General features: G+C 75.6%; 22 protein-coding genes and 2 pseudogenes. 13 read left to right on the top strand and 11 right to left on the bottom strand.

Features of this window, described 5'->3' with window-relative positions:
• The first annotated feature begins 18 nt into the window (after nucleotides 1–18).
• Nucleotides 19–720, top strand: coding sequence for a TetR/AcrR family transcriptional regulator (locus tag ACVJO7_RS03740; RefSeq protein ID WP_491671723.1), 702 nt, complete (start codon nucleotides 19–21; stop codon nucleotides 718–720).
• Nucleotides 721–776: 56 nt separating this feature from the next.
• A complete protein-coding gene (locus ACVJO7_RS03735) occupies nucleotides 777–3,302 on the top strand; it encodes a Tex family protein (protein ID WP_491671722.1) in 2,526 nt (841 codons plus the stop codon).
• Between the two features lie 133 nt (nucleotides 3,303–3,435).
• Here the strand turns inward: ACVJO7_RS03735 and ACVJO7_RS03730 are convergent, their stop codons facing one another.
• Nucleotides 3,436–4,716: an MFS transporter gene (locus ACVJO7_RS03730; RefSeq protein ID WP_491671721.1), complete on the bottom strand. Its 1,281-nt coding sequence runs from the start codon at nucleotides 4,714–4,716 to the stop codon at nucleotides 3,436–3,438.
• Between the two features lie 391 nt (nucleotides 4,717–5,107).
• Between ACVJO7_RS03730 and ACVJO7_RS03725 the strand changes: the two genes are divergently transcribed.
• Complete coding sequence (locus tag ACVJO7_RS03725; RefSeq protein ID WP_491671720.1) at nucleotides 5,108–6,925, top strand: DEAD/DEAH box helicase; 1,818 nt, start codon at nucleotides 5,108–5,110, stop codon at nucleotides 6,923–6,925.
• A gap of 70 nt (nucleotides 6,926–6,995) precedes the next feature.
• Here the strand turns inward: ACVJO7_RS03725 and ACVJO7_RS03720 are convergent, their stop codons facing one another.
• A complete protein-coding gene (locus ACVJO7_RS03720; RefSeq protein ID WP_491671719.1) occupies nucleotides 6,996–7,457 on the bottom strand; it encodes a L,D-transpeptidase in 462 nt (153 codons plus the stop codon).
• Between the two features lie 178 nt (nucleotides 7,458–7,635).
• Between ACVJO7_RS03720 and ilvD the strand changes: the two genes are divergently transcribed.
• The gene (ilvD, locus tag ACVJO7_RS03715; RefSeq protein WP_344026091.1) at nucleotides 7,636–9,312 is read left to right on the top strand and encodes a dihydroxy-acid dehydratase; all 1,677 of its coding nucleotides are present in this window, start codon (nucleotides 7,636–7,638) and stop codon (nucleotides 9,310–9,312) included.
• Nucleotides 9,313–9,335: 23 nt separating this feature from the next.
• Here ilvD and ACVJO7_RS03710 read toward each other — a convergent pair whose 3' ends face one another.
• Nucleotides 9,336–9,650 (bottom strand): hypothetical protein, encoded by a 315-nt coding sequence (locus ACVJO7_RS03710; RefSeq protein ID WP_491671718.1) that lies wholly within the window; start codon nucleotides 9,648–9,650, stop codon nucleotides 9,336–9,338.
• On the opposite strand from ACVJO7_RS03710, the gene ACVJO7_RS03705 reads away from it, so the two are divergent.
• The 3 genes and pseudogenes from ACVJO7_RS03705 (at nucleotide 9,633) to ACVJO7_RS03695 (ending at nucleotide 12,525) form a co-directional block, all read left to right on the top strand.
• Complete coding sequence (locus tag ACVJO7_RS03705; RefSeq protein WP_491671717.1) at nucleotides 9,633–10,043, top strand: LuxR C-terminal-related transcriptional regulator; 411 nt, start codon at nucleotides 9,633–9,635, stop codon at nucleotides 10,041–10,043. The genes ACVJO7_RS03710 and ACVJO7_RS03705 overlap by 18 nt on opposite strands.
• 189 nt (nucleotides 10,044–10,232) lie before the next feature.
• Nucleotides 10,233–10,946, top strand: a pseudogene (locus tag ACVJO7_RS03700) (maleate cis-trans isomerase family protein); the annotation flags it as partial.
• Nucleotides 10,947–11,943: 997 nt separating this feature from the next.
• Nucleotides 11,944–12,525 (top strand): class I SAM-dependent methyltransferase, encoded by a 582-nt coding sequence (locus ACVJO7_RS03695; RefSeq protein WP_491671716.1) that lies wholly within the window; start codon nucleotides 11,944–11,946, stop codon nucleotides 12,523–12,525.
• 6 nt (nucleotides 12,526–12,531) lie between these two features.
• Here the strand turns inward: ACVJO7_RS03695 and ACVJO7_RS03690 are convergent, their stop codons facing one another.
• From ACVJO7_RS03690 to ACVJO7_RS03670, 5 genes are all read right to left on the bottom strand, one after another.
• Nucleotides 12,532–14,154, bottom strand: a complete 1,623-nt coding sequence (locus ACVJO7_RS03690; protein WP_491671715.1) for a serine/threonine-protein kinase — start codon at nucleotides 14,152–14,154, stop codon at nucleotides 12,532–12,534.
• Between the two features lie 745 nt (nucleotides 14,155–14,899).
• Entirely contained in the window at nucleotides 14,900–15,700 is an 801-nt protein-coding gene (locus ACVJO7_RS03685; protein ID WP_491671714.1) for a methyltransferase domain-containing protein, read from the bottom strand.
• Nucleotides 15,701–15,720: 20 nt separating this feature from the next.
• Entirely contained in the window at nucleotides 15,721–16,083 is a 363-nt protein-coding gene (locus ACVJO7_RS03680; protein WP_491671713.1) for a DUF3253 domain-containing protein, read from the bottom strand.
• 43 nt (nucleotides 16,084–16,126) lie between these two features.
• Nucleotides 16,127–16,975, bottom strand: coding sequence for a shikimate dehydrogenase (locus ACVJO7_RS03675; RefSeq protein ID WP_344026069.1), 849 nt, complete (start codon nucleotides 16,973–16,975; stop codon nucleotides 16,127–16,129).
• A 32-nt stretch (nucleotides 16,976–17,007) separates the two neighbouring features.
• Nucleotides 17,008–17,715, bottom strand: a complete 708-nt coding sequence (locus tag ACVJO7_RS03670; protein ID WP_344026067.1) for a siderophore-interacting protein — start codon at nucleotides 17,713–17,715, stop codon at nucleotides 17,008–17,010.
• A 94-nt stretch (nucleotides 17,716–17,809) separates the two neighbouring features.
• Here ACVJO7_RS03670 and ACVJO7_RS03665 point away from each other — a divergent pair, with 94 nt between their 5' ends.
• From ACVJO7_RS03665 to ACVJO7_RS03650, 4 genes and pseudogenes are all read left to right on the top strand, one after another.
• Nucleotides 17,810–18,553 (top strand): helix-turn-helix domain-containing protein, encoded by a 744-nt coding sequence (locus ACVJO7_RS03665; protein ID WP_491671712.1) that lies wholly within the window; start codon nucleotides 17,810–17,812, stop codon nucleotides 18,551–18,553.
• A gap of 94 nt (nucleotides 18,554–18,647) precedes the next feature.
• Complete coding sequence (gene dprE2, locus ACVJO7_RS03660; protein ID WP_491671711.1) at nucleotides 18,648–19,394, top strand: decaprenylphospho-beta-D-erythro-pentofuranosid-2-ulose 2-reductase; 747 nt, start codon at nucleotides 18,648–18,650, stop codon at nucleotides 19,392–19,394.
• A 153-nt stretch (nucleotides 19,395–19,547) separates the two neighbouring features.
• Nucleotides 19,548–20,672, top strand: coding sequence for an NDMA-dependent alcohol dehydrogenase (locus tag ACVJO7_RS03655; protein WP_344026061.1), 1,125 nt, complete (start codon nucleotides 19,548–19,550; stop codon nucleotides 20,670–20,672).
• A gap of 157 nt (nucleotides 20,673–20,829) precedes the next feature.
• A pseudogene (locus ACVJO7_RS03650) lies at nucleotides 20,830–21,090 on the top strand (membrane dipeptidase); the annotation flags it as partial.
• 32 nt (nucleotides 21,091–21,122) lie between these two features.
• On the opposite strand, the gene ACVJO7_RS03645 reads toward ACVJO7_RS03650, so the two are convergent.
• Together ACVJO7_RS03645 and ACVJO7_RS03640 are read right to left on the bottom strand one after the other, a co-directional pair.
• Nucleotides 21,123–22,640: a GDSL-type esterase/lipase family protein gene (locus ACVJO7_RS03645; RefSeq protein ID WP_491671710.1), complete on the bottom strand. Its 1,518-nt coding sequence runs from the start codon at nucleotides 22,638–22,640 to the stop codon at nucleotides 21,123–21,125.
• 62 nt (nucleotides 22,641–22,702) lie between these two features.
• Nucleotides 22,703–23,221: a DUF309 domain-containing protein gene (locus tag ACVJO7_RS03640; RefSeq protein ID WP_491671709.1), complete on the bottom strand. Its 519-nt coding sequence runs from the start codon at nucleotides 23,219–23,221 to the stop codon at nucleotides 22,703–22,705.
• 65 nt (nucleotides 23,222–23,286) lie between these two features.
• Between ACVJO7_RS03640 and ACVJO7_RS03635 the strand changes: the two genes are divergently transcribed.
• A complete protein-coding gene (locus tag ACVJO7_RS03635; protein ID WP_491671708.1) occupies nucleotides 23,287–24,834 on the top strand; it encodes a hypothetical protein in 1,548 nt (515 codons plus the stop codon).
• Between the two features lie 8 nt (nucleotides 24,835–24,842).
• Here ACVJO7_RS03635 and ACVJO7_RS03630 read toward each other — a convergent pair whose 3' ends face one another.
• Nucleotides 24,843–25,760 (bottom strand): TIGR03854 family LLM class F420-dependent oxidoreductase, encoded by a 918-nt coding sequence (locus tag ACVJO7_RS03630; protein ID WP_344026051.1) that lies wholly within the window; start codon nucleotides 25,758–25,760, stop codon nucleotides 24,843–24,845.
• 131 nt (nucleotides 25,761–25,891) lie between these two features.
• Here ACVJO7_RS03630 and ACVJO7_RS03625 point away from each other — a divergent pair, with 131 nt between their 5' ends.
• Nucleotides 25,892–26,233 (top strand): DUF3817 domain-containing protein, encoded by a 342-nt coding sequence (locus ACVJO7_RS03625; RefSeq protein ID WP_491671707.1) that lies wholly within the window; start codon nucleotides 25,892–25,894, stop codon nucleotides 26,231–26,233.
• The last annotated feature ends 37 nt before the right edge of the window (nucleotides 26,234–26,270 follow it).

Below are 26,270 nucleotides of genomic sequence, written 5' to 3'. Positions count from 1 at the left end.
TGCGGGTGAGGGGGAGACGTGGCGGAGGTGCGGCGCCGGCGGGCGCGTGGTGTGGCGCGGACCAGGGCGATCCTGCTGGAGGCGGCCGCCGAGGTGTTCGCTGAGCGCGGGTACGACGGCGCCTCGGTCGACGAGATCGCCGGCACGGCCGGGGTGTCCGTCGGCTCGATCTACAGCCGGTTCGGCAGCAAGCGCGGCCTGTTCCGGGCGCTGATGACCGAGTACATGGACCGCGACCTGGCCCGGGTGCGGGACGGCTTCGCCGGCGGCCCGGCGGGCGGCCTGCGCGCCCTCGACGACCTGGTGCAGGAGACGGCGGCCTCGCGGCGGCAGACCCTGCTCGACGCCGAGACCTGGGCCTCGGCCATGCGCACCCCCGCGCTGCGCTCGCTGCTCGCCGAGCACGAGAACGGCGTGCGGTCCTCCGCGGCCGCACTGGTCCGGCGCGGCCGGGCGGCGACCGGGCACGAGCTCGGCGTGCCCGACGACGAGTTCGCCGTCGTGCTCACCTCGCTGTTCCACGGACTGTGCCGCCAGCACCGGCTCGATCCCGGATCGGTCCCGCCGGGGCTCTATGCGCGCACCGTGCTCGCGCTGTCCCGCGGGCTGGCCGAGCAGGCGGGCACCGGGCAGGTCGGCACCGGGCACGCCGGCACCGGGCAGGGCCTCGCCGAGCAGGGCGTCGCCGATCAGGCGGCCGCCGATCGGCCCGGACGCTGAGCCCGGACCACCCACCCGGCGGTGGCGGCCCGGACACCGTTCGCGACGATGGACCCGTGACAGGCACGGCACCCCCGGACACCCGCGCGGACGTCCAGCAGCACCGTTCGATCAACCAGCGGATCGCCGACGAGCTCGGCGCCCGGCCGGACCAGGTGGGGTCGGCGGTGGCCCTGCTCGACGAGGGGGCGACGGTCCCCTTCGTGGCCCGGTACCGGAAGGAGGCCACCGGCGGGCTGGACGACGCGCAGCTGCGCACCCTCGAGGAGCGCCTGCGCTACCTGCGCGAGCTCGAGGAGCGGCGCGCGGTGATCCTCGACTCGATCCGCTCCCAGGGCAAGCTCGACGAGGCCCTGCAGGGCCGGATCGAGGCCGCCGAGTCCAAGGCCCGGCTCGAGGACATCTACCTGCCCTACAAGCCCAAGCGGCGGACCAAGGCGATGATCGCCCGCGAGCAGGGCCTGGAGCCGCTCGCCGATCTGCTGCTCGGTGATCCCACCCGCGACCCGCACACCGAGGCCGCGGCCTTCGTGACCGCCGGCAGCGGTGACGACGACCAGGGCGCAGCGGTCGCCGACGCCGGTGCCGCGCTGGAGGGTGCCCGGGCGATCCTGGTCGAGCGGATCGGCGAGAACGCCGACCTGGTCGGCGGCCTGCGCGAGCGGATGTGGTCGCGCGGCAGGCTGGTCACCCGGGCCCGCGAGGGCAAGGAGAACGACCAGGCCGCGGCCAAGTTCTCTGACTACTTCGAGTTCTCCGAGGCGTTCACCACGCTGCCGTCGCACCGGATCCTCGCCGTGTTCCGCGGGGAGACCGAGGACGCCCTCGACGTCACCCTCGACGCGGGCGAGGACGAGGAGCCGACCTCCTACGAGCGGATGATCGCCGCCGAGTACGAGATCGCCGACCGGGGCCGGGCGGCCGACGCCTGGCTGCTGGGGGTCGTGCGGTGGGCCTGGCGGACCCGGCTGCAGACCGCGCTCGGGATCGACATCCGGGTGCGGCTGCGCACCGTCGCCGAGGAGGGCGCGATCGGCGTCTTCGCGACGAACCTGCGCGACCTGCTGCTCGCCGCGCCGGCCGGCACCCGAACCACGATCGGCCTGGACCCGGGTCTGCGCACCGGGGTGAAGGTCGCGGTGGTCGACGCGACCGGCAAGGTCCTCGACACCGCGGTGATCCACCCGCACGAGCCGCGCAACGACCGGGCCGGCGCGCTGAAGACGCTGACCGCGCTGTGCACCAGGCACTCGGTCGAGCTGATCGCGATCGGCAACGGCACCGCGTCCCGGGAGACCGACGCGCTCGCCGGGGAGCTGATCAAGGCCAACCCCGGGCTGAAGCTGACCAAGGTGATGGTCTCCGAGGCCGGCGCGTCGGTGTACTCGGCGTCGGCGTACGCGTCGGCGGAGCTGCCGGACATGGACGTCTCGCTGCGCGGCGCGGTCTCGATCGCCCGTCGCCTGCAGGATCCGCTGGCCGAGCTCGTCAAGATCGACCCGAAGTCGATCGGCGTCGGCCAGTACCAGCACGACCTGCCCGAGTCGGCGCTGTCCCGGTCGCTGGACTCGGTGGTCGAGGACTGCGTGAACGCGGTCGGCGTCGACCTGAACTCCGCGTCGGCGCCGCTGCTGCGCCGGGTGTCGGGGATCTCCGAGTCGCTGGCCGGGGCGATCGTCGCGCACCGGGACGCGAACGGGCCGTTCCGCTCGCGCACCGCGCTCACCGAGGTGCCCCGGCTCGGCCCGAAGGCGTTCGAGCAGGCCGCGGGCTTCCTGCGGATCCGGGACGGCGACGAGCCGCTGGACGTGACCGGTGTGCACCCGGAGTCCTACCCGGTCGTCCGGCGGATGGTGGAGCGGACCCGGCTCGACGTGTCCGCGCTGATGGGCAACGCGGCGCGGCTGCACCAGATCAAGCCGAAGGACTACGTCGACGACACGGTCGGCATCCCGACCGTCACCGACATCCTCGCCGAGCTGGAGAAGCCCGGCCGCGACCCGCGCCCGGCGTTCCGCACCGCCACCTTCGCCGACGGCGTGCACCGGATCTCCGACCTGCGGGAGGGGATGCTGCTGGAGGGCGTCGTGACGAACGTGGCCGCGTTCGGCGCGTTCGTCGACGTCGGGGTCCACCAGGACGGGCTGGTGCACGTGTCGGCGATGAGCAAGGACTTCGTGTCCGACCCGCGGGACGTGGTGAAGTCCGGCGACGTCGTCAAGGTGAAGGTGCTGGAGGTCGACGAGGCCCGCAAGCGCATCTCGCTGACGCTGCGCCTGGACGACGAGCCGGGTGCCGGGCAGCGCGGCGGGAACCGTGGCGGGTCCGGCGAGCGCGGCGGCCGGCCGGGCGGGAACCGCGGCGGCGGGGCCGGTGCCGGCGAGCGCGGCGGGCGGCCCGGCGGCGGCCGTGGTGGTCCGGGGGACCGCGGCGGCCGGCAGGGCGGCGGGGCGCAGGGCGGCGGCGGGAACCGCGGCGGCAAGCCGGCCGGCGGGAACCGCCGGGACGACCGCAAACAGTCCGGCCCGTCGAACGACGCGATGGCCGAGGCGCTGCGCCGGGCCGGCTTCGGCAAGGGCTGAGCAGAACCCGGTGGGCAGAACCCGGTGATCGCCGGGGTGGTGCGTCAGGCCGCGGATACCGCGGACCCGTGCACCATCCCGGCGATCTACATCGGGTGGCCCCGCCGGCCGGCGGGGGCGGACAAGTGTCCGTTCAGCGACGCTGCAGCGCAGGGGGCAGCAGCATCCGGCGCGGGTCGACCAGCGCCAGCGCGGCGATGCCGACCAGCGGCAGCAGTGCCAGCTGCACCAGCCCGGCGCCCTGCCACCCGGACGCCTCCACCAGCCGGGCGAAGACCAGACCGGACACGGCCGCGGCCACGTAGTAGGTCAGGATGAACAGCCCGGCGCCGCGGCCGACGTGCTCCGGGCGCACCGCCCGCTGCAGCACGGTGCTGCAGTTGGTGAACAGCACCCCGCTGGCGAAGGTGCCCATGAAGAAGGCCAGCACGTACTGGGCGCCGGTCCCGGTCACCACGGTGTAACCGAGCAGCCCGGTGATCCCGGCGCCGGCGAAGCCGATCAGCAGGAGCAGCCGCTGGTCGACCCGGTCGGCGAGGTAGCCGACGGGCAGCGCGGTCATCGCGCCGAAGCCGACCAGGGACGCGGCCAGCGCGGCCTGGCCGGGGCTGAACTCCAGCTGCTCGCGCAGGAACGTGGGGTAGAGCCCCAGGAAGCCGTAGAACACCAGGCCGGAGACGGCCGAGCAGATGCTGAACGCGAGGGTGTTGCGGTTCCACGGCGTCGGGGGGACGTGGTCGTAGGCGGCGGCCCCGGCGCGGCCGGAGCGGCCGGCGAGCGCCTCGGTCATCGACCGCGGCACGGCCACGACCAGGATCGCCGCCATCAGGATGCCGGCTCCGCCGAAGACGTAGAACGGGATCCGCCAGGAGTCACCGGCGGTCGCCAGGGACTGGCCGAGCACCGGCCCGAGGAACACGCCCATCCCGAAGGCCAGGCCGACGAACCCGGCCGCGAACGCGCGCCGGTGGAAGAAGAAGGCGCCCAGGATGGCGTAGATCGCGGTCGCCTGGACGCCCTCGCCGACCCCGCTGAGCAGCCGGTAGGCGGCCATGTCGACGAACCCGGCGGAGAACGGGATGGCCACCGTCCCGAGCGAGTACACCAGCACGCTGATGATCACCACGGTCTTGCGGGACACCCGGTCCAGCAGGTAGCCGGCCGGGATGCCGGTCAGCGCGAGCCCGAGCGTGAAGCCGGTGGCGAGCAGGCCGGACTGGTCGAGGGTGAAGCCGTACTCGGCCCGGATCTCCGGGACCAGCGGGTAGAAGACCTGCCGGTCCATCGCGTTGAGCATGTACGACAGGCACAGCGCCGCGAACCCGACGACCACCGCCGCTCCGGACAGGCGGGCCGGTGCTGCGGGCGGCTCGGCCGCGGGCTCTCGGTCGTCGGGAACGGTGGGCTGGGCCATCGCAACTCCTGCACGCTCGGAACGTCGTTGTCCGCCTGTCGGACATATGTCCGGATCACTGGATCCTCGGTCACCGCCCGATGGGTGTCAAGAACGTTGCGATTCAGGGGAGGGGGCCGGGGGTTCCGGGGTGTCGATCACCGGCCGGAACCGCACGAGAGCGTGACCTGCGATATCGGTGGCCTCGGTCACGTCGGACCCGCCGTACGGGAACCGACAGGACGTGGAAGAATGGACCTCTGACGGTCGCCGGGTACGACGGTGGCCGCGAGCCCCGGAGGTCTGGGTTCACCGGCACAACGAGTGTCGCGCGCGGGCCTGGCGGGCTGGGAGCGGGCGAGATCCGCCCGACGACACGTGCGCATCCCCATGCGCGAGCCTTGAGGACCGAGTGAACACCCTGCTGGAACAGCACCCCTACGTCGACGCCACCGAGAACACGATGGACGACGGCATTTCCGAGCACACCCCCGAGCACGCCCCCGAGCCGGACGCCACGCCGACGTTCGCCGAGCTGGGCCTGGCGGCGCAGCTGGTGTCCGCACTGGACGGGCTGGGCTACGAGACCCCGAGCCCGATCCAGGCCGCGGCGATCGGCCCGCTGATCGCCGGCCGCGACCTGCTCGGGCAGGCCGCCACCGGCACCGGCAAGACCGCGGCGTTCGCGCTGCCGATGCTGCAGCGCCTCGCCGACGGCCGGGCGTCCCGCGACCGCGGCGCCAAGCCGTTCGGCCTGGTGCTCGCCCCGACCCGCGAGCTCGCGATGCAGGTCGGCGAGGCGATCGCGAAGTACGGCGCCGGGCTGGGCGCGACCGTCGCCACCGTCTACGGCGGCGCCCCGATCGGCCCGCAGCTGGGCAGGCTGCGGCGCGGCGTGGACGTCGTCGTCGCCACCCCGGGCCGGGCGATCGACCTGATCAACCGCGGTGCGCTGGCGCTGGACGCGATCGAGGTCGCCGTCCTGGACGAGGCCGACGAGATGCTCGACATGGGCTTCGTCGAGGACATCGAGACGATCCTCGGTGCCACCCCCCGTGGCCGGCAGACCGTGCTCTTCTCGGCGACCATGCCCGGCCGGATCCAGAGCCTGGCCCGCACCCACCTGAGCGACCCGGCCGACATCCGGATCAAGAAGGAGGCCACCCCCGAGGGGGAGGCCCCGAAGGTCCGGCAGACCGCCTACCACGTGCCGCGCAGCCACGTCACCGTCGCGCTGGGCCGGGTGCTCGAGATGGAGCAGCCGACCGCGGCGATCGTGTTCTGCCGCACCCGCGCCGACGTCGACGCCGTCACCGAGACGCTGACCTCCCGCGGCCTGCGGGCCGAGGCGCTGCACGGCGGTATGGACCAGGAGCACCGCACCCGGGTCGTCGAGCGGCTGCGTGCCGGTCGCACCGAGCTGCTGGTGGCGACCGACGTCGCGGCCCGCGGCCTGGACATCGACTCGCTGACCCACGTCGTCAACCACGACGTGCCGTCCTCGCCGGAGTCCTACGTGCACCGGATCGGCCGGGTCGGCCGGGCCGGGCGCGAGGGCGTCGCGATCACCCTGGTCACCCCGGGCTCGGTCCGGCACCTGCGCAACATCGAGCGGCTGATCGGCGCCCCGGTGCCGTCGGCCCAGGTGCCGACCCCGCACGACCTGCGCACCGTGCGGCTGGCCCGCACCGCGCTGGCGCTGCGTGACCAGGTCGGTGCCGACGGGCCCGCCGGCGAGTCGTCGGTGGACGGCGTCGACGAGCTGGTCCTCGACCTGGCCCGCGACCACGACCTGGCCTCGATCGCCGCCGCGGCGATCCGGCTGGCCCGGGCCGACACCTCGGTGCCCGACGACGAGATCGAGATCCCGGAGGTCCGCTCGCGCGGCGGCCGTGAGCGTGGTCCGGACACCCGCGGCCCGCGCCGGGACGGCCGCCCCGGCGGCGCGCGCGGCCAGGGCGCCCGCCCGCCGAAGGCCGGCACCACCCGGCTGTTCGTCTCCGCGGGCCGCGCCTCCGGCGTGCGACCGCAGGACATCGTGGGCGCGCTGGCGAACGAGTCCCGGCTCTCCGGCCGCGACATCGGCGCCATCCAGATCCACGAGCGGCACGCGCTGGTCGAGGTCCCCGAGCACGCCGCCGAGGACGTGCTGCGCTCGCTGCGCGGTGCGACCACCCTCAAGGGGCGCAAGGCGAACGTCCGCCGGGACCGGGACGGCGCCGGCGCCTGATCCGGCCACGAGAAGGGCCCCGCGACCGATCCGGTCGCGGGGCCCTTCGGCGTTGCGGGGGCGGCCGCGGTCAGCGGACCTCGACCCGGTCGTAGACGTCCAGCTCGTGGAAGAACTTCACCGCGTCGGCCCGTTCGAGCCGCACGCAGCCGGCCGACGACGTGTCCTGGTCGCCCTCGTGGAACGCGATGCCGCCCGGCGCGAAGAACACCGACCACGGCATCTTCGCGCCGTCGAACTCGACCGAGCGGTGGTCGCGCGCCTTGCGCTGCACGCCGAAGTCGCCGGTCGGCGTCTCCGTGCCCTCGCCGCCGTGGCTGACCGGGACCGGGCCGTAGGAGATCTCGCCGCCGTCGATCAGCCAGGCCCGGTCGGTCGCCAGGTCGACGCAGGCCCGGGCGGTGACCGAGCACGGCGTGCCCGGCACCAGGTCCGTGCCCGGTAGCGCGACCGCTGTTCCCGCCGCGCCGAGTCCGACGGCGAGTGCGGCGGCGGCCACGGTGAGTGCGCGGCGGCGGGAGATGTGCGTCATGGCGGTCGCGGGGGTCCTCTCTCGGGGATGCTGCGGGGTGCTTGCGGTGATCAACGATCACGTGCTGCAACGGTTACGTCCGATCGGGCTACCGGCTGCGCCGTGCGGACGGCCCGCGGGACCGATCTGGGGGAGGATCGGGCGGTCCCGGACGCCGATCAGCTCAGGAGGCAGGCGCATGACCACCACCCGCAAGCCGCGCAGCCATCAGGTCACCGACGGCATCGGCGCCACCGCGGCCCGGAGCATGCTGCGCGCCGTCGGCATGCGCGACGACGACTTCGCCAAACCGCAGATCGGGATCGCGTCGTCGTGGAACGAGATCACCCCGTGCAACCTGTCGCTGCAGCGGCTCGCGACCGCCGCCAAGGAGGGCGTGCACGCCGGCGGCGGGTACCCGCTGGAGTTCGGCACCATCTCGGTGTCCGACGCGATCTCGATGGGCCACGTCGGCATGCACTACTCGCTGGTCAGCCGGGAGATCATCGCCGACTCGGTGGAGACCGTCGTGCAGGCCGAGCGGCTCGACGGCACGGTGCTGCTGGCCGGCTGCGACAAGTCGCTGCCCGGCATGCTGATGGCCGCGGCGCGGCTGGACCTGGCCGGCGTGTTCGTCTACGCCGGATCGATCATGCCCGGCCGGGTCGGCGACCGCGAGGTCAACATCGGCGATGCCTTCGAGGCCATCGGCGCCTGCTCGCGCGGCCTGATCACGCCCGAGGAGGTCGACGTGCTGGAGCGCGCGATGTGCCCGGGGGAGGGCGCCTGCGGCGGCTTCTACACCGCGAACACGATGGCCGCCGCCGCCGAGGCGCTCGGCATGGCGCTGCCCGGATCGGCCAGCCCGCCCGCCGTCGACCGGCGCCGGGACGGTGTCGCCAGGGCGTCCGGCGAGGCGGTCGTCGGGATGATCGAGAACGGGATCACCGCGCGTGACGTGCTCACCCGGGAGGCGTTCGAGAACGCGATCGCCGTCGTCATGGCGTTCGGCGGCTCGACGAACGCGGTGCTGCACCTGCTCGCGATCGCCCGGGAGGCCGAGGTCGATCTCGGCCTGGACGACTTCAACACGGTCGGCGACCGGGTGCCGCACCTGGCCGACGTCAAGCCGTTCGGGCAGCACCTGATGTACGCCGTCGACCGGGTCGGCGGCATCCCGGTGGTGATGAAGGCGCTGCTCGACGCCGGCCTCCTGCACGGCGACGCGCTCACCGTGACCGGCCGGACCGTCGCCGAGAACCTGGCCGAGATCGACCCGCCCGGCCTGGACGGCTCGGTCATCCACGACCTGGCGGACCCGATCCATCCGACCGGCGGCATCACGATCCTGCGCGGGTCGCTGGCCCCCGGCGGCGCCGTCGTCAAGTCCGCCGGGTTCGACGCCACCACCTTCACCGGCACCGCCCGGGTCTTCGACGGCGAGCAGGGCGCGCTGGACGCCGTCGACGCCGGCGAGATCGGCCCGGGCACCATCGTGCTGATCCGCTACGAGGGGCCGCGCGGCGGGCCCGGGATGCGCGAGATGCTGGCCGTCACCGGGCGGATCAAGGGCGCCGGCCTCGGGAAGGACGTGCTGCTGGTGACCGACGGCCGGTTCTCCGGCGCCACCACCGGGCTGTGCGTCGGGCACGTGGCGCCGGAGGCCGCGGACGGCGGGCCGATCGCGCTGGTCCGCGACGGCGACCCGATCACCCTCGACATGGCCGCCCGGACCCTGGACATCGGCGTGGACGCCGCCGAGCTGGACCGCCGCCGGGCCGGATGGGTGCGGCCGGAGCCGACGAACCGGCGCGGTGTCCTCGGCAAGTACGCGAAGCTCGTCTCGTCCGCGGCGGACGGCGCGGTCTGCGGCTGAGCCCGGCGGCCGGGACCGCGGCGTCAGGCGGCGCCGGTGACCCGTGCCGATCGCGGCCCGTGCAGGGCCGGCGCGACCAGCGCGATCGCCACCACCGTCACGACCAGCGCGACCACCACGGCCGTCGCGAGCGGGGCCGCCATGCTCGACAGGTCCAGCACCGGCAGCACCGCGGTCACCGCGTTGACCACGACCACCGTCCACAGTGCGGCCCGGCTGCCGCGCCACCACCACAGCGCCAGCCCGGCCAGGGTGAGCACGCCGACGACGGCGCCCGGGCGGCCCGGGAGATCCGGGCCGCCCGGCCGACCCAGCCGATCGTGCTGCTGTCCCGGCACGTGGAGTCCCGGCACTCGGTGGAGCTGGTGAGCACCGGGGCGTTCGGCTACCTGCTCAGGGACCGGGTGCTCGACGTCGGCGATTTCCTCGACGCGCTCGCCCGGGTGGCCGCCGGTGGCTCGGCGCTGGACCCGGAGGTCGTCGCCCGGCTGATCGGGCGGCGCCGGGACAGCGACCGCCTGGGGGCGCTGACCCCGCGGGAACGGGAGGTGCTGGCGCTGATGGCCGAGGGGCGGACGAACCGCGGCATCGCGCGGCGGCTGCACCTGACCGAGCGGACCGTGGAGACGCACACCGGTTCGATCATCGGCAAGCTCGGGCTGGCCGCGTCCGACGACGACCACATCCGGGTGCTCGCCGTGCTGGCGCACATCGACGCCGGATCCGGCTGACGCCGCCCCGCGGCGGATGGCACACTCGGCGGCAGGACGATCGAGAACGGGCAGCACACCTCTCCTGCGCACGGATCCGCGGCGCGGAGACGGAACCCACGGCCTCCGGCGGGCGTCCTGACCCCCGTGTAACCGCCGTGACCCCCCGCGGAAACGGCGGCCGTCGATCGTGTGCGTGTGGAGGCCGTGATGGGTGATCGTGAGTTCCCGGAGGCGGGCATCGGCGTCGTCGTGCCCTACGACTTCGCGCAGGACCGCGAGATGTGGCGGTGGGTCCCGGCGCCGACCTCGCTGCACGTCACCCGGACCCCGTACGCGGCCACCCCGGCCGACGCCGGGCAGGCGCTGCTGATCTCGGCACCCGAGACCGTCCGGCAGGCGGTGCGCGACGTGCTGGTCCCGGAACCGGGCGTCGTCGCGTACTCCTGCACGTCGGGGAGCTTCGTCGCGGGCGCCGACGGCGAGCGGGCGCTGCGCGGGGTCATCCGCGACGCGGGCGCCCCGCGGGCGGTCACCACCGCCGGTGCGCTGGTCGCCGCCTGCGCCGCGCTCGGCGTCGACCGGCTCGCGCTGGCCACCCCCTACGTCGACGACCTCACCGCCAAGCTGGAGGCGTTCCTCGCCGCGCACGGGATCGGCACGGTCGCCCGGTACGGCCTGGGCCTGCTCGGCCGGATCTGGGACGTGCGGCCGGACCAGGTGGTGTGCGCGGTCCGCGCGGCCGACCACCCGGACGCCGAGGCGGTGTTCGTGTCCTGCACGAACCTGCCCACCTACGACGTCATCGCCGGGCTGGAGGCCGAGCTCGGCAAGCCGGTGCTGACCGCGAACCAGGTCACCATGTGGGCGGCGCTGGGTGCGGTCGGCCGCTCGGCCGTCGGGCCCGGCCAGGCGCTCGTCGAGTGCCGGGCGCCGGGGGACCGGGCCGTGCTGCGGGTGGTGCACGAGGCGACCACCGACCTGGCCGCGGTGCCGCCGGTCCGCGGCTCCGGCGACGACGGGATCCCGGCGCTCTACAAGGTGCGGGTCCGGCTGCCCGACGAGTCCGGCGCGCTGGCCCGGCTGACCGCCGCCGTCGCCGAGGTGGACGGCAACATCCTGGCGCTGTCGGTGCACGGCAGGGACTCCCGCTCGGTCGTCGACGAGATGCTGGTCGGCGGCCGGATGAGCGCGGCCCGGCTGTCCCGGGTGATCCGGCGCAGGCTGCGCTCGGCCGGGCCGGACGCGGTGCAGGTCGTCATCGCCGACCCGCACGAGCTGGTCGACCCGCCGACCCGGGCGCTGGACCTGCTCACCCGCAGCCGCACGGCCGGTGACGTGACCCGCGCGCTCGGCGAGCTGCTGCACGCCGACGAGGTGGAGGCCGGGCCGGACGGGCCCGACGGGACGGAGCCCGCCGACGGGCACGTCCTGGTGCTGCCGTCCCCGCACGGCGGCCGGCTGATCGCCCGCCGGGCATGGGCGCCGTTCACCGTCACCGAGCGGGCGCGGGCCGAGGCGTTCCTGCGGGCCGCCACCGCGCAGCCGGTCCGGGCCGGGCACGACGTCCTGCTGCCCGGCGGCGAGGAGCTGACCGCACTGCCCGCGGCCGGCGACGAGACGATCGAGTTGGACGTCCTGCTGCGCACCTGCCTGGCCGGGCTGCCGGACGGCGGCCCGGCGGTCGACGAGTGGACCGCCGCCGATCTGCGCTCGGTGCTGGCCCCGCCCGGCGGGATCTGCCTGCTGGTGCGCACCGCGGACGGCACCCTCGTCGCGGCCGGCTCGCTGCTGGACGCCGACGGCCCCGCGCCGGAGCCGGTCGTCCTGGTGCACCCGCTCTTCCGCGGCCACGGCCTGGCCGGATGGCTGCGCCGCAGGCTCGGGGCACCGGTCACCGCGTGGCACTAGGCTTACCGGCGTGCCGACCGAGCTTCCCGACGACTGGTCGTCCTGGCGGGACCGGGTCGACCTGGACACCTACGACGCCCGCTGGGCGGCGATGGCCGAGGCCGGCCAGGACCCGCACGGCGAGGCGGGCCTGGTGCAGGCCCTGCTGGAGGGCGGTGCCGTGCTCGACGGCGGCTGCGGCACCGGCCGGGTCGCTATCGAGCTGGACCGGCGCGGCATCCCGGTGACCGGCGTCGATCCCGATCCGGACATGATCGCCGCCGCCCGCGCCAAGGCGCCCGGCCTGCGCTGGGAGCCGGTCGGCCTGGAGGATCTCGACCTGCCCGAACGGTTCGGGCTGGTGGTGCTGGCGGGCAACGTGATCCCCTACGCGGGCGACCGGGCCGGCGTCGTCGGCGGCTGCGCCCGGCACCTGCGTTCCGGTGGTCTGCTGCTCGCCGGGTTCACCCTGCGGCCGGGCTGGCCCACCGTCGACGAGTACGACGCCTGGTGCGCCGCGGCGGGCCTCGCGCCGGAGCAGCGCTGGGCCACCTGGGACCGGGCGCCCTACCGGGGCGGCGACTACGTCGTCGCGCTGCACCGGCTGCGCTGAGCCGGATCAGCAGCCGGGGCCGCCCGGCTGCAGCGGGGCGACGCCGAGCGGCTGGATGTAGGAGTCCCCGCCGGCCCCGGCCAGCGCCTCGCACGCCCGGCCGCGGTCGGTGAACGGGCCGAGGTACACGACGTAGATCAGCTCACCGGTCGGGGTGCGCGGGCGGAACGAGGTGCAGCTGCCCAGCGCCCGCAGGTAGTTCGAGCCGGGATGGCGGTCGAGGTGCTCCTGCACGTCCTGCGGGTAGCGCTGCGGATCGACGCCGGCACCGACGATCACCACGTCGGCGCCGGTGCAGCCGAGCCGGGTCACGGGCCGGGCCAGCCCCAGGTCGCCGTCGCCCGCGGCCGGATCGATCGTCGCGGCCGGCGGTGCCGTGGTGGTCCCCGAGCCGGCCGGCTGCAGCGGCCCGGGCGTGCCGGACGGCGCCGGATCCGGGTCCAGGGTCGGCACCGCGATCGCGGGGTCGCCGTCGCCGCCGGGCCCGCGATCGGGCAGCACCGCCCAGACCAGGCCGACCAGCACGGCCGCGGCGACCAGGGCGGCGCCGATCGCCAGGACCAGGCCGCGGGGACGGTTCGGTGGTGCCGGGGCGGGGGTGTCGTGGTCGGGGACGATCCAGGTCGGGTCGGGCCGGGCCGCGGCGGGGCCGGGGTGCGCGGGCGCGGGGAGGCCCGCTGCGGGGGCATCGGCGGCGGGCCGGCCGGGCGTGGGTGCGCCGGCGGCCGGGGGTGCGGGGGCCTCGCCCATGGTCTGCGGCCGGGTCGTCCGCGGTGCGCTCCCGGCCAGCCGGGTCACCGCGGCGGCGAGCGCCCCCGCGGTCCGGTACCGCTCGTCGGGCGCCTTCGCCATCCCGCGGGCGACGATGTCGTCCCACCCGGGATCGAGCTCGGGCCGCAGCGCGGTGACCCGCGGCGGCGGCGTCATCAGGTGCGCGGAGAGCACGGTCGCCGGCTCCGACCCGGGGAACGGCGGCCGCCCGGTCAGCATTTCGACGAGCACGCAGGCCAGTGAGTAGACGTCGGCCCGGCCGTCGACCGGGCCGAGGGAGTCGGAGAGGCGTTCCGGGGCGAGATAGCCGAGCGTCCCGACGGTGGCGCCGGTGGCGGTGAGCGCGGTGTCCGGGTCCGGTCCGACGGCGCGGGCGATCCCGAAGTCGACGAGATAGGTGAAGTCGTCCCGGGCCTCGACGACGAGCAGGTTCGCCGGTTTGACGTCGCGGTGCACCATGCCCGCGGTGTGCGCCGCGTCCAGCGCGTGCGCGGCCTGCCGCATGATCCCGGCCGCCCGCGCCGGGGGCAGCGGGGCCTTGCGGGACAGCAGCCGGGCGAGGTCCTCGCCGTCGATCAGGCGCATCGACAGGTACAGCCGGCCGTCGACCTCGCCGTAGCCGTGCACCGGGACGACGTGCGGGTCGCGCAGCTCGAAGGCCGCCCGGGCCTCGCGCCGGAACCGCTCGACGGTGACCCGGTCGGTCGCCAGGTGCGCGGGCAGCACCTTCAGCGCGACCTCGCCGCCGTGCCGCCGGTCGTAGGCCCGGAAGACGACCCCCATTCCGCCGGCCCCGAGCCGTCCGCGGATCTCGAAGTCACCGAAGTCCGCGCCCACCGGCAGATCGCCGACATCCATGAGCCCCCCAGCTGCTGTTCGGACGAAGCGTTCATACCAGGCGGGCCGCGCGGCCGGGCCGGTTCCACAAGGTTCTTGAGTCGGCAGGGGCGGTCGACATAACCAAGTACACACTGGTTGACGTTTGGCCCGCCCGGGCCGGCGCGCCCGCCGGGGCCGGGCACCGGTGGCGGGTCGCCGGACGGCGCGGGCGGGCCGGCGGTGGCACTGGCCGGGGCCGCCCGGTGCGCCGTTACCCGTGACCCGGTGACCGATCTCCCGACGTCCGGACCGCCACCGGGCATCGCCCGGCGGATCGGCAGGCCACCGAAGGGCGAGCCGACGCTGACCCGGGAGCGGATCGGCCGGGCCGTGCTCGACGAGGCCGCCGACCGGGGCGCCGACCGGGTGACCATGCGCTCGCTCGCCGACCGTCTCGCGGTGACCCCGCGCGCGCTGTACAGGACCGTCCGGGACCGGGACGACGCGCTCGTCGCCGCCGTCGCCGTCGCCGGACGGGAGTGGCTGTCCGCGGACCGCACGACCCGGACCGCTGGACGGACGGGTTCGCCCGGTTCTGCCGCGAGCTGCGGGCCTGGTACCGGCGGCATCCGGTGCTGCTGCGGATCGTCGCGTCCACCCCGATGGACGACGCGCTGCCGCACCTGCGCTCGCTCGCGCACGTCCCGCCGGCCCCGCCGACGAGCGTTTCGAGAGCCACGTCGAGATGCTGCTGCTCTGGCTGGGCGCCCGGATCGGCTGAGGCTCAGGCCCGGCAGAGCAGTTCGCCGTGCGGGACGACGAACCAGCCGTCCGGGTGCGCGGCCCAGGCCCGCCAGGCGTCCGAGATCGCGGCCAGCTCGGCCGGCTCGGCGAGGCCGCGGTCGAGGGCCATCCGCCCGACGCCGGTGTGGATCCGGTCCGCCCACATCCCGCCCCAGGCGGCGCGCTCGTCCGCGGTGGCGTAGCACCAGACCGCGGCCGACGGGACCACCTCGGTGAAACCGGCGGCGTGCGCCCAGCCGAGCAGCCGTCGTCCGGCGTCGGGTTCGGCGTCGTTGCCGCGGGCGACCGCCCGGTAGAGCTCCAGCCAGCGGTCCAGCAGCGGATCGGCGGGCCACCAGTGGAAGCCGGCGTAGTCGGCGTCCCGCACCGCGACCAGCCCGCCCGGGCGGGCGACCCGGCGCATCTCGCGCAGCACCGCGACCGGATCGGAGACGTGCTGCAGCACCTGGTGGGCGTGCACGACGTCCCAGCTGTCGTCCGGCTCGGACAGCGCGTAGGCGTCGTCGACCGCGAACTCGACGGTGACGCCGCGCTCGGCGGCGGCCGCCCTGGCCTGCTCCAGCGGCTCCGGGACCAGCTCGACGCCGCGGACCCGGCCGGGCGCGACCCGCGCCGCCAGGTCGACGGTGATGCTGCCCGGGCCGCAGCCGACGTCGAGCAGCGACGTGCCGGGTGCCAGGTGGTCCAGCAGGTACCCGCAGGAGCTCTCGGCGGTGCGGGCGGCGTGCGAGCGGACGACGATCTCGGGATGGCCGTGGGTGTAGGTGTCGTGCGGCGGCATACCGGCCACCCTGCCCGACGTCACCGCGCGCGGCGGATCCGGATCGGCCCCTTCGCCGTCGACGGGTCGACGACCGCGCCGCGCGCGACGATCTCCACCCGGCCGGCGACGACCAGCCGGCGGGCCGCCATCCGGGCCGGTTCCATCAGCTCCCGCCATCCGTCCGGGGCGACCCGGCGGGCGGCCTCGGACGGGCAGATCGTCGCCCCGCCCGCGCGCCGGGCGAGCAGCTCGGTGATCGCGGCCTCCAGGTCGCGGTCGACCTGCCGGACGCCGCGCCGGCGGCACGCCGCGGAGCAGTACCGGATCTCGGCCCAGTCGTCCGCCCACCTGCGGCGCCACTCGATCCGCCGCCCGCAGACCGCGCAGCTCTTCTCCTCCACCCGGCCATCGTCGGGCAGACGCGCCCGGCGCGCCCGGCGACGGTCAGCTCCGGGCCAGCACCGCGGCCTCCAGGGCCTCCCGCATCGCCGGTTCCGGCCCCGGCCGCCCGGTCATCAGCTCGACCTGCGCGACGGCCTGCTGCAGCAGCATCTCCAGCCCCGAGACGATCGTCGCGCCGGCCGCGGCGGCACCGGCGGCGACGACCGTCGGCCACGGCGCGTACACCGCGTCGAGCAGCACGGTGCCCGGCCGCCAGCGGGCCCCGGCGAGCTCGTCGGCGACCCCCGCGGGCAGCGTGGACACGACGACGTCGGCGCCGTCCAGCACGGTCGCGGCGGCCACCGGGTCCCCGAGCACGGCGTGCACCCGGGCCTCGGAGCCGAGCCGGGCCGCGGTGGCCTGCAGGTCGCCGGTGCGGCCCGCGTCCCGGACCAGCACGTCGATCCCGTCGACCTCCAGGTCGTGCAGCCCGGCGAGGGCGGCCTGCGCGGTCCCGCCCGCGCCGAGGATCACCGCGCGCCCGGTGCCCGCCCCGGCGGCGCGTAGCGACTCGGCGATCCCGGTGACGTCGGTGTTGTGCACGGTGCTGCCCTCGTCGGTGAACACCAGCGTGTTGCCCGCCCCGATCGCGGCCGCACCGGGGGAGACGGTGTCGGCGACGTCGAGCACGACCCGCTTGAGCGGCATGGTCAGCGACAGCCCGACCCACTCCGGGCCCAGCCCCGCGACGAACCCGGCCAGGCCGGCCTCGTCCACCTCGAACCGGTCGTAGTGCCAGCCCGCCAGGCCGAGCGCGGCGTAGGCCGCGTTGTGCAGGGCGGGGGACAGCGTGTGCGCGATCGGCGAGCCGAGCACCGCGGCGCGGCGCCCGGATGGGGCGGAGGTGGTCACCCCCGGAGTATCCCTGCCCGCCCGGCGCGGGTTCAGTCCAGCCCGGTTCGTCCGGTTGCCCAGTAGGCGCGGCCGGTCACCCGCCGGGGCGGGACCGCCCACTGCCGGGCGTTGCGGCGCAGCGTGTGCAGGGTCGCGGCGTCCCCGGTGACCAGCAGGTCCCCGCCGGGGGCGGCGGCGACGGCGGCGCGGGCGCTCTCGATCAGCGCGGCCCGGTCCGCGGTGCGCGCCACCACGACGGCGCCGTCCAGCCCGAGCCCGGGCAGCGCCGCGGACAGCGCGTCCGGGTCGCCGGCCTCGAACACGGTCACCGCGTCCGGGTGCACCGTGCGCAGCGCGCAGGCGAGCCCGACCGACGACTCGTCGCCGACCGCCACCACCGGCCCGGTCAGCGCGGGCAGGTCGATCGACCGGCGCGGCCCGAGCAGCTCGCAGGGATCGCCGGGGCGCACCCGGTCGAACCAGGCCGAGGCCGGCCCGTCGCCGTGGGTGAAGGCGACCAGCTCGGTGGCGCCGGCGTCGGCGTCCCACCGGATCGGGGTGTAGGTGCGCAGCTGCAGCGCACCGCGGCGCGGCCGCATCTGGATCTTCGCGCCGGGGGTCCAGCGCACCCCGCGGAACGCCTCGGAGCGCAGGCCGACCCGCACCAGATCGGGCGCGATCCGTTCGACGTGCTCCACCTCCGACACCGACAGCAGCGCGTCCCCGGCCAGATCGGCCAACCGTGTCGCGAGTCCCACCGTGCTCCTCCGTCCACCGTATGAGGCCACCCTAAGATGTCTGTACGACGGTGTGCGGCCAACAACGACCGCGAAACGGCCACGAGGGGGAGACATGGACGGTCCACGGCCCGGCGTGGTCGCGGTGCTGCGCCAGGAGATCGGCCCCGGCACCACGGTGGAGCTGCACCGGCACGACGACCGGCATCTCGTGTTCTGGTCGGCGACCGCGACCGCCACCGTGCGGACCGACGACCGGGACTGGCTGGTGCCGCCCACGCACGCGCTCTGGATGCCCGCCGGGGTGTGGCACGGGGTGGCGACGGTCCGGCCGGGGCACGGCTACGGCGTCGCGCTCGATGCGACGGCCGGCGGCTGGGCGCGGGTCACGCCGCTGCTGGTCACCCCGCTGGTGCGCGAGCTGATCGTGCACCTGGCGGGGGAGGGGGACGTGCCGGGGCCGGTCCGCGGGCACGCCGAGGCGCTGCTCACCGGGCTGCTGGAGCCGGTGCCGACGACGACGTTCGCCGTGCCGGTGCCGGCCGACCCGCGGGCCGGGGCGGTCGCCGAGGCGCTGCTGGCCGATCCGTCCGACCAGCGGGACCTGCCGGCCTGGGCGTCCCGGGTGAACAGCAGCGTCCGCACGCTGTCCCGGCTGTTCGCCGAGCAGACCGGCAGCACCTTCGCGCGCTGGCGGACCGCGGTGCGGGTGCGGGCCGCGCTCGATCTGCTGGCCCGCGGCACCCCGGTCGCGGTGACCGCCCGCGCGGTCGGGTACCGCAGGCCCGCCGCGTTCGCCGGGGCGTTCCGTCGGGTCACCGGGCGGCGCCCGGCCGACTACCTGCCGGCCTCCGGGTGAGCGGGCCGGCCGGTGGCGGGGCCACCGGGTCCCGCCGGGGCGCGCACCCAGCCCGCCGCACCGGGCCGGCCGGCCGCGGTGGGAGGCTGCCCGGGTGGGCGGAACGGTGCTGGTGTTCGGCGGTCGGAGCGAGATCGGGGTGGCGGTCGCGCAGCGGCTCGCCGGCCGGGAGGCGGACACGGTGGTGCTCGCCGCCCGCCGGGCGGGGGAGCTGGCCGCCGAGACGGCCCGGGTGGCGGCGGCCGGCGCCCGGGTGGAGACCGCCGAGTTCGACGCCGACGACCTCGCCGCGCACCGCCCGCTGATCGACCGGGTGCGGGACCGGCACGGCCGGATCGACGTCGCGGTGGTGGCCTTCGGCATCCTCGGCGACCAGGCCCGCGCCGAGACCGACGCGGCGCACGCGGCCGCGATCGTGCACACCGACTACCTCGCCCAGGTGCACCTGTTGACCGAGCTGGCGCAGGTGCTGCGCGCGCAGGGGAGCGGCACGCTCGTCGTCTACTCCTCGGTCGCCGGGGTGCGGGTGCGCCGGGCGAACTTCGTCTACGGCAGCGCGAAGGCCGGCCTCGACGGCTTCGCGTCCGGCTTGGCCGACGCGCTGCACGGCTCCGGCGTGCGGCTGGTGCTGATCCGGCCCGGCTTCGTGATCGGCCGGATGACCGAGGGGATGAGCCCGGCCCCGCTGTCGTCGACCCCCGACCAGGTCGCCGACGCGACCGTCGCGGCCCTGCGCCGCGGGCGCGGCAACGCCGACGTGTGGGTGCCCGGCACGCTGCGGCTGCTGTTCGCGGTGCTGCGGCTGCTGCCGCGGTCGGTGTGGCGCCGGATGCCCCGCTGACGATCTCCCCGACGGCGTCGCCCTGTTGATGTTCCACGGACGATCGATGTCCCGCGATCGGTGTGTGGCACTTCCACTCGGGTGAGCCGGGTCATATCGTCACGTGCGCATCGACCAGAGACCGAAGTGACGACGACGTCGGAGGAGAGCACAGTGGCACACACCCGTGGGGCCGTGGTCCGGAGCGCACCGGGCAAGTTCGAGGTCGTGGATCTCGAGATCGACGACCCGCGCCCGGGCGAGATCGAGGTGAAGATGGTGGCGTCGGGGCTCTGTCACTCCGACGATCACATCGCCACCGGCGACATCCCGGTCGGGACCTACCCGTTCGCCGGCGGCCACGAGGGCTCCGGCATCGTGACCAGGGCCGGCGCGAACAAGAAGGGCCTCAAGGAGGGCGACCACGTCGTCTTCTCCTTCCTGCCCTCGTGCGGGCACTGCCGCTGGTGCGCCAGCGGCATGCAGAACCTCTGCGACCTGGGCGCCGGGCTGCTGGCCGGCACCCGGTGGGAGGAGAACACCACCCGGCTGCGGCTGGCCGAGGACGGCACCCCGGTCGGCCAGATGTGCGGCATCTCCACGTTCTGCGAGACCACCCTGGTCTCCGAGGACTCCTGCGTGAAGGTGCCCGACGACGTCCCGCTCGAGGTCGCCTGCCTGGTCGGCTGCGGCGTCGGCACCGGCTGGGGCTCCGCGGTGAACGCAGGCGGCGTCCAGCCCGGCCACACCACGATCGTGATGGGCATCGGCGGCATCGGCATCAACGCCGTGCAGGGCGCCGCGCACGCCGGGGCGTCCAACATCATCGCGGTCGACCCGGTCGCGCTGAAGCGGGAGTCCGCCCAGCAGCTCGGTGCCACGCACGCCGTGGAGACCATGGAGGAGGCCACCGAGCTGGCCAAGCAGTTCACCAACGGGCAGGGCGCCGACCAGGCGATCATCACCGTCGGCGTGCTGAAGCCGGACCACGTCGGGCAGGCGATGGCCTCGATCCGCAAGGCGGGCACGGTCGTCGTCACGGCGCTGGGCGACATCAACTCGACCGAGCCGCTGCCGGTCTCGCTGGCCGACGTCACGCTGTTCCAGAAGCGGATCCAGGGCGCGATGTTCGGCATGTCCAACCCGAACTGGGACATCCTGCGCCAGCTGGAGCTCTACCGCGCCGGTGCACTGAAGCTCGACGAGCTGGTCACCACCACCTACACCCTCGACCAGGTCGCCGCGGCCTACGAGGACATGCACGCCGGCAAGAACATCCGCGGCGTCATCCGCTACTGACACCAGCGGCCCAGCGCCCGCCGGGCCCCGGTCCCACTGGACCGGGGCCCGACGCATACTCGGGCCCGTGGACGATCTGCTGCTGCTGGACGGGCACAACGACCTTCCCTGGGCGCTGCGCGAGCTCGGCGGGCCGGAGCCGGACCTGGCCGCGGGCGACGGACCGCCGGAGCCGCGCGCCGACCTGCACGACGTGGTCGCGCACGTCGAGCACCTGCGGGAGGCCGCGGGCATCGACCACGTCGGGATCGGCGGCGACTTCGACGGCACCACCGAGCTCCCGGACGGCCTGGCCGACGTGTCCGCCTATCCGCGGCTGTTCGACGCGCTCGCCGACCGCGGCTGGAGCCGCGCCGACCTGGCGAAGCTGGCCGGCCGCAATGCGCTGCGGGTGCTGCGCGCGGCCGACCGCGCCTGACCGGCCGCGCTCCCGCTCCGCCCGGTCGGGCGTCAGGGCACGTCGCGCGGCTCCTCGCGGGGGATCGCCAGCGCCGCCGCCGTCGACGCGGCCATCCGCAGCGATCCGACCGCCGTCGGGTGGAACGGATCGGGCCGGTCCAGGCCCTGCAGGTCCGGGCCCATCCGGTCGGCGGACGGCGCGCACAGCGGGGTCAGGTTCGGGGCCGCGGTGGTGAAGCCGAACCGCGCGGCGCCGTCGGCCAGGACGTCGTTGAGCCTGCGGTTCCGCTCGGCCAGCAGGTCGATCTTGTCCTGGTCCAGGCCCGCGGTGCCGGGCGGACCCTGCATGTCGGTGCACGCCGGGTCGAACGTGGCCGGGAACGGGTCGTAGGACAGCGTGACGACGACCCGCGGATCGCCGGGCAGCGCGTCCAGGTCGTTGAACAGCGCGCCCACGTCCCGGGCGAACACGGCCAGCCGGGACTCGAACTCGCCCTCGGAGAGCCGGTCGTCGCAGGTCTCGGAGCCGTAGCAGTACAGCAGGAAGTCCGACCAGGCCAGGTCGTTCGGGCCGATCGCGACGACCACCCACTGCAGTCCCTGCACCTGCTTGAGCCGCCCGACCTGCGGATCGACGGTGACCCCGTCGCGCAGCTGCGGCCCGCGCAGCCCGGCGGCGACGCTGGCCCCGGCGCAGGCCAGGTTCAGCACCTCCTCGCCGCGCAGCAGCGACAGCTCGGCGGCGGTCGAGTCGGCGCTGCGGGCGCAGGCGGCGTCGTCCGGGGTGATGGTGCCGTCCGGCTGCTCGACCGGCGGGCCGCCGATCCGGGCGGCCCGGGAGTCGCCGATCACCGCGCCGGTGACGCCGGTGACCGGCGGCCCGGCCGGTGACGGGGTCACCGTCGACGCGCCGACCAGGTCGGTCACCGAGGTGACCGAGGCCAGCCCGGACGTGGTGCCGTGCAGGGCGGCGACGCCGGCACCACCCCACAGCAGCACCGACGCGGCCACCGCGATCGTCGTCATCCGGCCGATCGGGCCGGCGTGGTCGTCCCAGTGCACGGGTTCGCTGTCGTGGCGCCGGGCCCGGCGCAGCGCGACCAGCAGCCGCGCGCAGCCCATCAGGCCGCTGGCGAGCAGCGCGGTGACGACCATCCCGGCGGCACCCCACAGGTACCAGGTGACGAAGCCGTCGGTGAGCGTGCGGACCGCGTCACCGGCGCCGTCGACGGTGTGCGGGCCGAGCACCGGCCCGTTGTCCTCGGGGCGCTTGAGCGGGCCGATCGAGAGCCGTGGCCGGATCGGGCCGTAGACCTGGACGCTGCTGAGATCGAACTCGGCGTTGCCGATCTGCACGATCTGGGCCGGGCCGGACAGCGTCAGCGGCGGCACCCGGGCGCCGACGCCGACCTCCTGGCCGAACACCTCGACCTGCTTCTCCGGCGTCGCCATGATCACCAGCGGCACGCCGACGACCGCGATCAGGGCGAGCAGCAGCAGGGTCGGGAGCGACCGGGCCTCGCGCAGCAGGCTGCGGAACCAGGGCGTGCGGGCGGAGCGGGCGGGCACCGTCAGCGGGGGTCACCGGGGAGCTGCATGCCCCACATCGTGCCCGGACGACCGCCCCCGCGTCACGGACGTCGGTCGCCGGGGTGGCGGACGGCACCACCGCGCAGCCGGGGCCGCAGCCGGTCCGGGCCCGCGTCGCGGCCGGCCTCGATGTCGTCGGCGAGCGTGTCGGCGTGCGCGGTCACGCCGTCCAGGTCCAGACCGGCCGGGGCGGGCCGGCCGAGCACCCGCCAGACCCGGATGCCCTCGGCGCCGCGGCGCAGCAGCGCGACCGCGCCGCGGGCGTTGCCGCGCTGGGCGTGGGTCAGCCCGACGGCGAGCTGGGCGAGCGCCCGCCAGAGCTCGCGGTCGTCGTCGGTGCAGTCCTTCCAGGTGCCCTCCAGCACCTCGTGCGCCTGGAACGGCAGGCCCTCGTCGAGCAGCCGCTGTGCTTCGGCGACCGCCTCGTCCGGTGCCAGCAGCAGGTCCTCGGGCACCCGCTCGACGCCGGCGGCGCCGCGGCGGAGCGGCCGGCCGGCGGCGTCCCGGGGGCGGGCGTTGCGGGCACGGCCACGCTCGTCGCGGTCGCGGGTCGCAGTCATGGCCCCGACCCTGCCACGCGGCGGAACCGGGTCGTCCTGCCGGCCGGCGTGCCCTGGCCGCCCGGGTGGCCGCCTGGGCGGTCGCCGCCGGGATCCCCACCGTGGTGCTCGCCTGCCACATGGCGCTCTACGGCCGGTGGCTGGTCGACGACGCCGGGATCACCTTCGCCTACGCCCGGTCGATCGCGGCCGGTGCCGGTCCGGTCCTGCAGCCCGGCGCGGTCCCGGTGGAGGGCTGGTCGAACCCGTCCTGGCTGGCCCTGCTGGTGCTCGCCTCGGCGGCCGGGCTGTTCGACAGCGGCAGCTGGTCCGGGGTGTCCGACCTGGTGCTGTTCCCGAAGGCGGCGGCGCTGGCCTGCGGTGCCGGGGTCGCGGTCGCGTTCCACCTGATCGCGCGCGAGATCGTCCCGGGGCGGTGGCGGGCCGCGGTGGTGTCGGCGGTCGCCGGGTCGCTGGTGGCGGCCGTCCCGTCGTACGCGGTGTGGATGGCGTCCGGACTGGAGAACCCGCTGCTGGTCCTGGTGACGTCGGTACTCGCGGCGACGCTGGTCCGGGCGGTGGCGCGGGACCGGCTCACCGCGCCCGGGGTCGCGGTGACGGCCGGGCTGCTCGCCGCCACCGCGGCGCTGACCCGGCCGGACGGGCTGGTCTACGCCGTGGCGTACCCGCTGGTCGCGCTGCTCCTGCTGCGCCGTGGCACGCTGCGAGGGGTGGCCGCCGCGGCCACCCTGTCGGTGGTCGCGTTCGCGGTGCCGTACGGGGCGTACCTGGCCTGGCGGCTGGCCACCTTCGGGCTGTGGGTCCCGAACACCGCGGTCGCGAAGGCGCAGGAGCTGCCCGGACTGTCGGTGCTCGACCGGCCGGTGGAGCTGGTGCCGGTGGTCGGCTGGCTGCCGGTGTCGCTCGCCGTGGGTGCGCTCGGGGCGGCGTTCCTGCGGCCGGGCCGGCACCGCCCGCTGCTCGCGGTGCTCCTGGTGCTCCTCGCACTGGCGCTGGGGGCCTACGCCGTGCTGGAGCCGGACTGGATGGGGCTGCAGCGCTTCGCGACGCCGGTCTGGGCGCTCGGCGGGCTGGCCGGGGTGCTCGCCGCGGAGCGGATGGCCGGGGCGCTGACCGGGCGGGGCCGCACGGTCGCCGCGCTGCTGGGGGCGGCGCCGAACGCGTTCGGCGACATCCTCGGCGTGCGGTCCGGCCGGATCGCCACCCCGGACGTCGGCGGGACCGCGCTGACCAGCCGGTACGAGGTCGTCGACCTGGCCGGTCTGGTGTCGGCGCCGCTGGCCCGGTTCCACGCCGACGGCGACATGGCGGGCCTGCGCGATCACCTGCTCGACGAGGTTCGCCCGGAGTTCATCGAGGTGCACGGGAACTGGACGCGCGGTACCGGGCTGCTCGCCGATCCGCGAACCGCGCAGCGCTACCTGCCGGTGCTGATGGTGTCGCCCGACTCGGGCTACCTGGTCCGCCGGGACCTGGTGACCGACCCGGCCCGGCTCGTCGCGGCGACCGCCTACGCCGAGCGGGTCACCCAGCCGCGCCGGGCGGCCGCGAGCGCGGCCCCCGCTCGGGCTGCGGGAGCCTGCGGCCCGGCTCGACCGAGGCGCTGTCGGTGACCCGGTGATCAGCCGGACTCCAGCGGGCCGAGCTCGGCGGTGAACTCGTCGAGGTAGGCGGCCCAGTCGTCGACCGGGGCGGACGGCCGCACCACGAACTTGGTGATCCCGCCGTCGAGGTGGCGGCGGATCAGCTCGGCGGTGCCGTCCCAGCCGATCCCGACCAGCTCGCGGGGATCGGCGTCCGGGCGCTGCAGGGCGGCGCGGGCCAGCGCGGCGTCGGTGTCGGTGCCGGGCACGGCCAGCCAGATGTTGGTGCCGTAGTGGTCGTCGTCGATCGTGCGGCCGGCGTCCCGGGCGGCCTGCTCGATCACGGCGCGGCCGCGGGCGGTCTCCGCGGGGGTGAGGAAGCTGGCCAGCCAGCCGTCGGCGAGCCGCCCGGCGCGGCGCAGCCCGGCGTCGGCCCGGCCGCCGAACCACAGGTCCAGCGGGCGCGCCGGGCGCGGGACGATCGTGGCGTCGTCGAGGGTGAAGAACTCGCCGTGGTGGGTGACCGAGTCCTCGGTGAGCAGCCGGCGCAGCACGGTGACCGACTCCTCGAACACCGCGGCGAGCCGGCCCGGCACCGGATAGAGCTGGCGGTCGTGCGGGGACGCGGCGCGGATCCCGAACACCGGCAGGATCCGCTTCGGGGCGAGCACCGCGAGCGAGGCGAGCTCCGCGGCGAGCAGCATCGGGTTGCGCCCGGGCAGCACGGTGACGCCGGTGCCGACCTTCAGCCGCCGGGTGCGGGCGGCGGCCCAGGCGCTCCCGACGGTGGACTCGACAACGCCGGTGGAGGGCAGGTCGGCGAGCCAGAGGGAGTCCACGGCGGACTTGTCGAGGGCGTCGAGCAGCTCGTCGAACTCGGTGCCGAGGTCCGGGAGCGAGCGTGCCCCGAGCAGCCCGATGCCGATCCGTACCTTGCCGTGCGGGGAGGCGACCACTCACTCCACGTTACGCTCCGACCACTGTCCGGTCACCCTCGTGCGCGGTTCGACGCCGAGTAGAAGATCGTGTCCCGGATGCGGCACAGTGGAGCCCGCCCGTCCCGACGATCCGCCCGGAGGCCGCCCGCATGAACGACCCGACCCTCGTCGCCCGGATCTTCCGGATCGTCGCGATCGCCGAGGCGCTGTCCTGGACCGGGCTGCTCGCCGGGATGTTCGTCAAGTGGGTGCTGGGCACCAGCGAGCTCGGGGTGGAGGTGTTCGGCCCGGTCCACGGCGCGCTGTTCGTCGTGTACGTGCTGGTCACGCTGTGGACCGCGCGGCTGTTCCGGTGGGACCTGTGGACGACCGCCGTCGGCCTGCTGGCGAGTGTCCCGCCGCTGACCACGATCTGGTTCGAGCGGCACGTCGTGCGGACCGGCCGGCTCGACGCGGACCGGGTGCCGGCCCGGATGAGGCTCGTCTCTTGACGCCGTAGGTAAGCCTCGGCTAACTTCTGTCACGTCG

The organism is Pseudonocardia sp. DxW (assembly GCF_058448985.1).
This window is presented reverse-complemented; position numbering and strand designations above follow the sequence as displayed.

Bases quoted from the DNA above. Each gene is read 5' to 3' on its own strand.
- ACVJO7_RS03685 (WP_491671714.1), bottom strand. From the start codon at position 15,700: ATGCCGCCGCACGACACCTACACCCACGGCCATCCCGAGATCGTCGTC.
- ACVJO7_RS03720 (WP_491671719.1), bottom strand. From the start codon at position 7,457: ATGACGCACATCTCCCGCCGCCGCGCACTCACCGTGGCCGCCGCCGCA.
- ilvD (WP_344026091.1), top strand. From the start codon at position 7,636: ATGACCACCACCCGCAAGCCGCGCAGCCATCAGGTCACCGACGGCATC.
- ACVJO7_RS03625 (WP_491671707.1), top strand. From the start codon at position 25,892: ATGAACGACCCGACCCTCGTCGCCCGGATCTTCCGGATCGTCGCGATC.
- ACVJO7_RS03665 (WP_491671712.1), top strand. From the start codon at position 17,810: ATGGACGGTCCACGGCCCGGCGTGGTCGCGGTGCTGCGCCAGGAGATC.
- ACVJO7_RS03690 (WP_491671715.1), bottom strand. From the start codon at position 14,154: ATGGATGTCGGCGATCTGCCGGTGGGCGCGGACTTCGGTGACTTCGAG.
- ACVJO7_RS03730 (WP_491671721.1), bottom strand. From the start codon at position 4,716: ATGGCCCAGCCCACCGTTCCCGACGACCGAGAGCCCGCGGCCGAGCCG.
- ACVJO7_RS03640 (WP_491671709.1), bottom strand. From the start codon at position 23,221: ATGACTGCGACCCGCGACCGCGACGAGCGTGGCCGTGCCCGCAACGCC.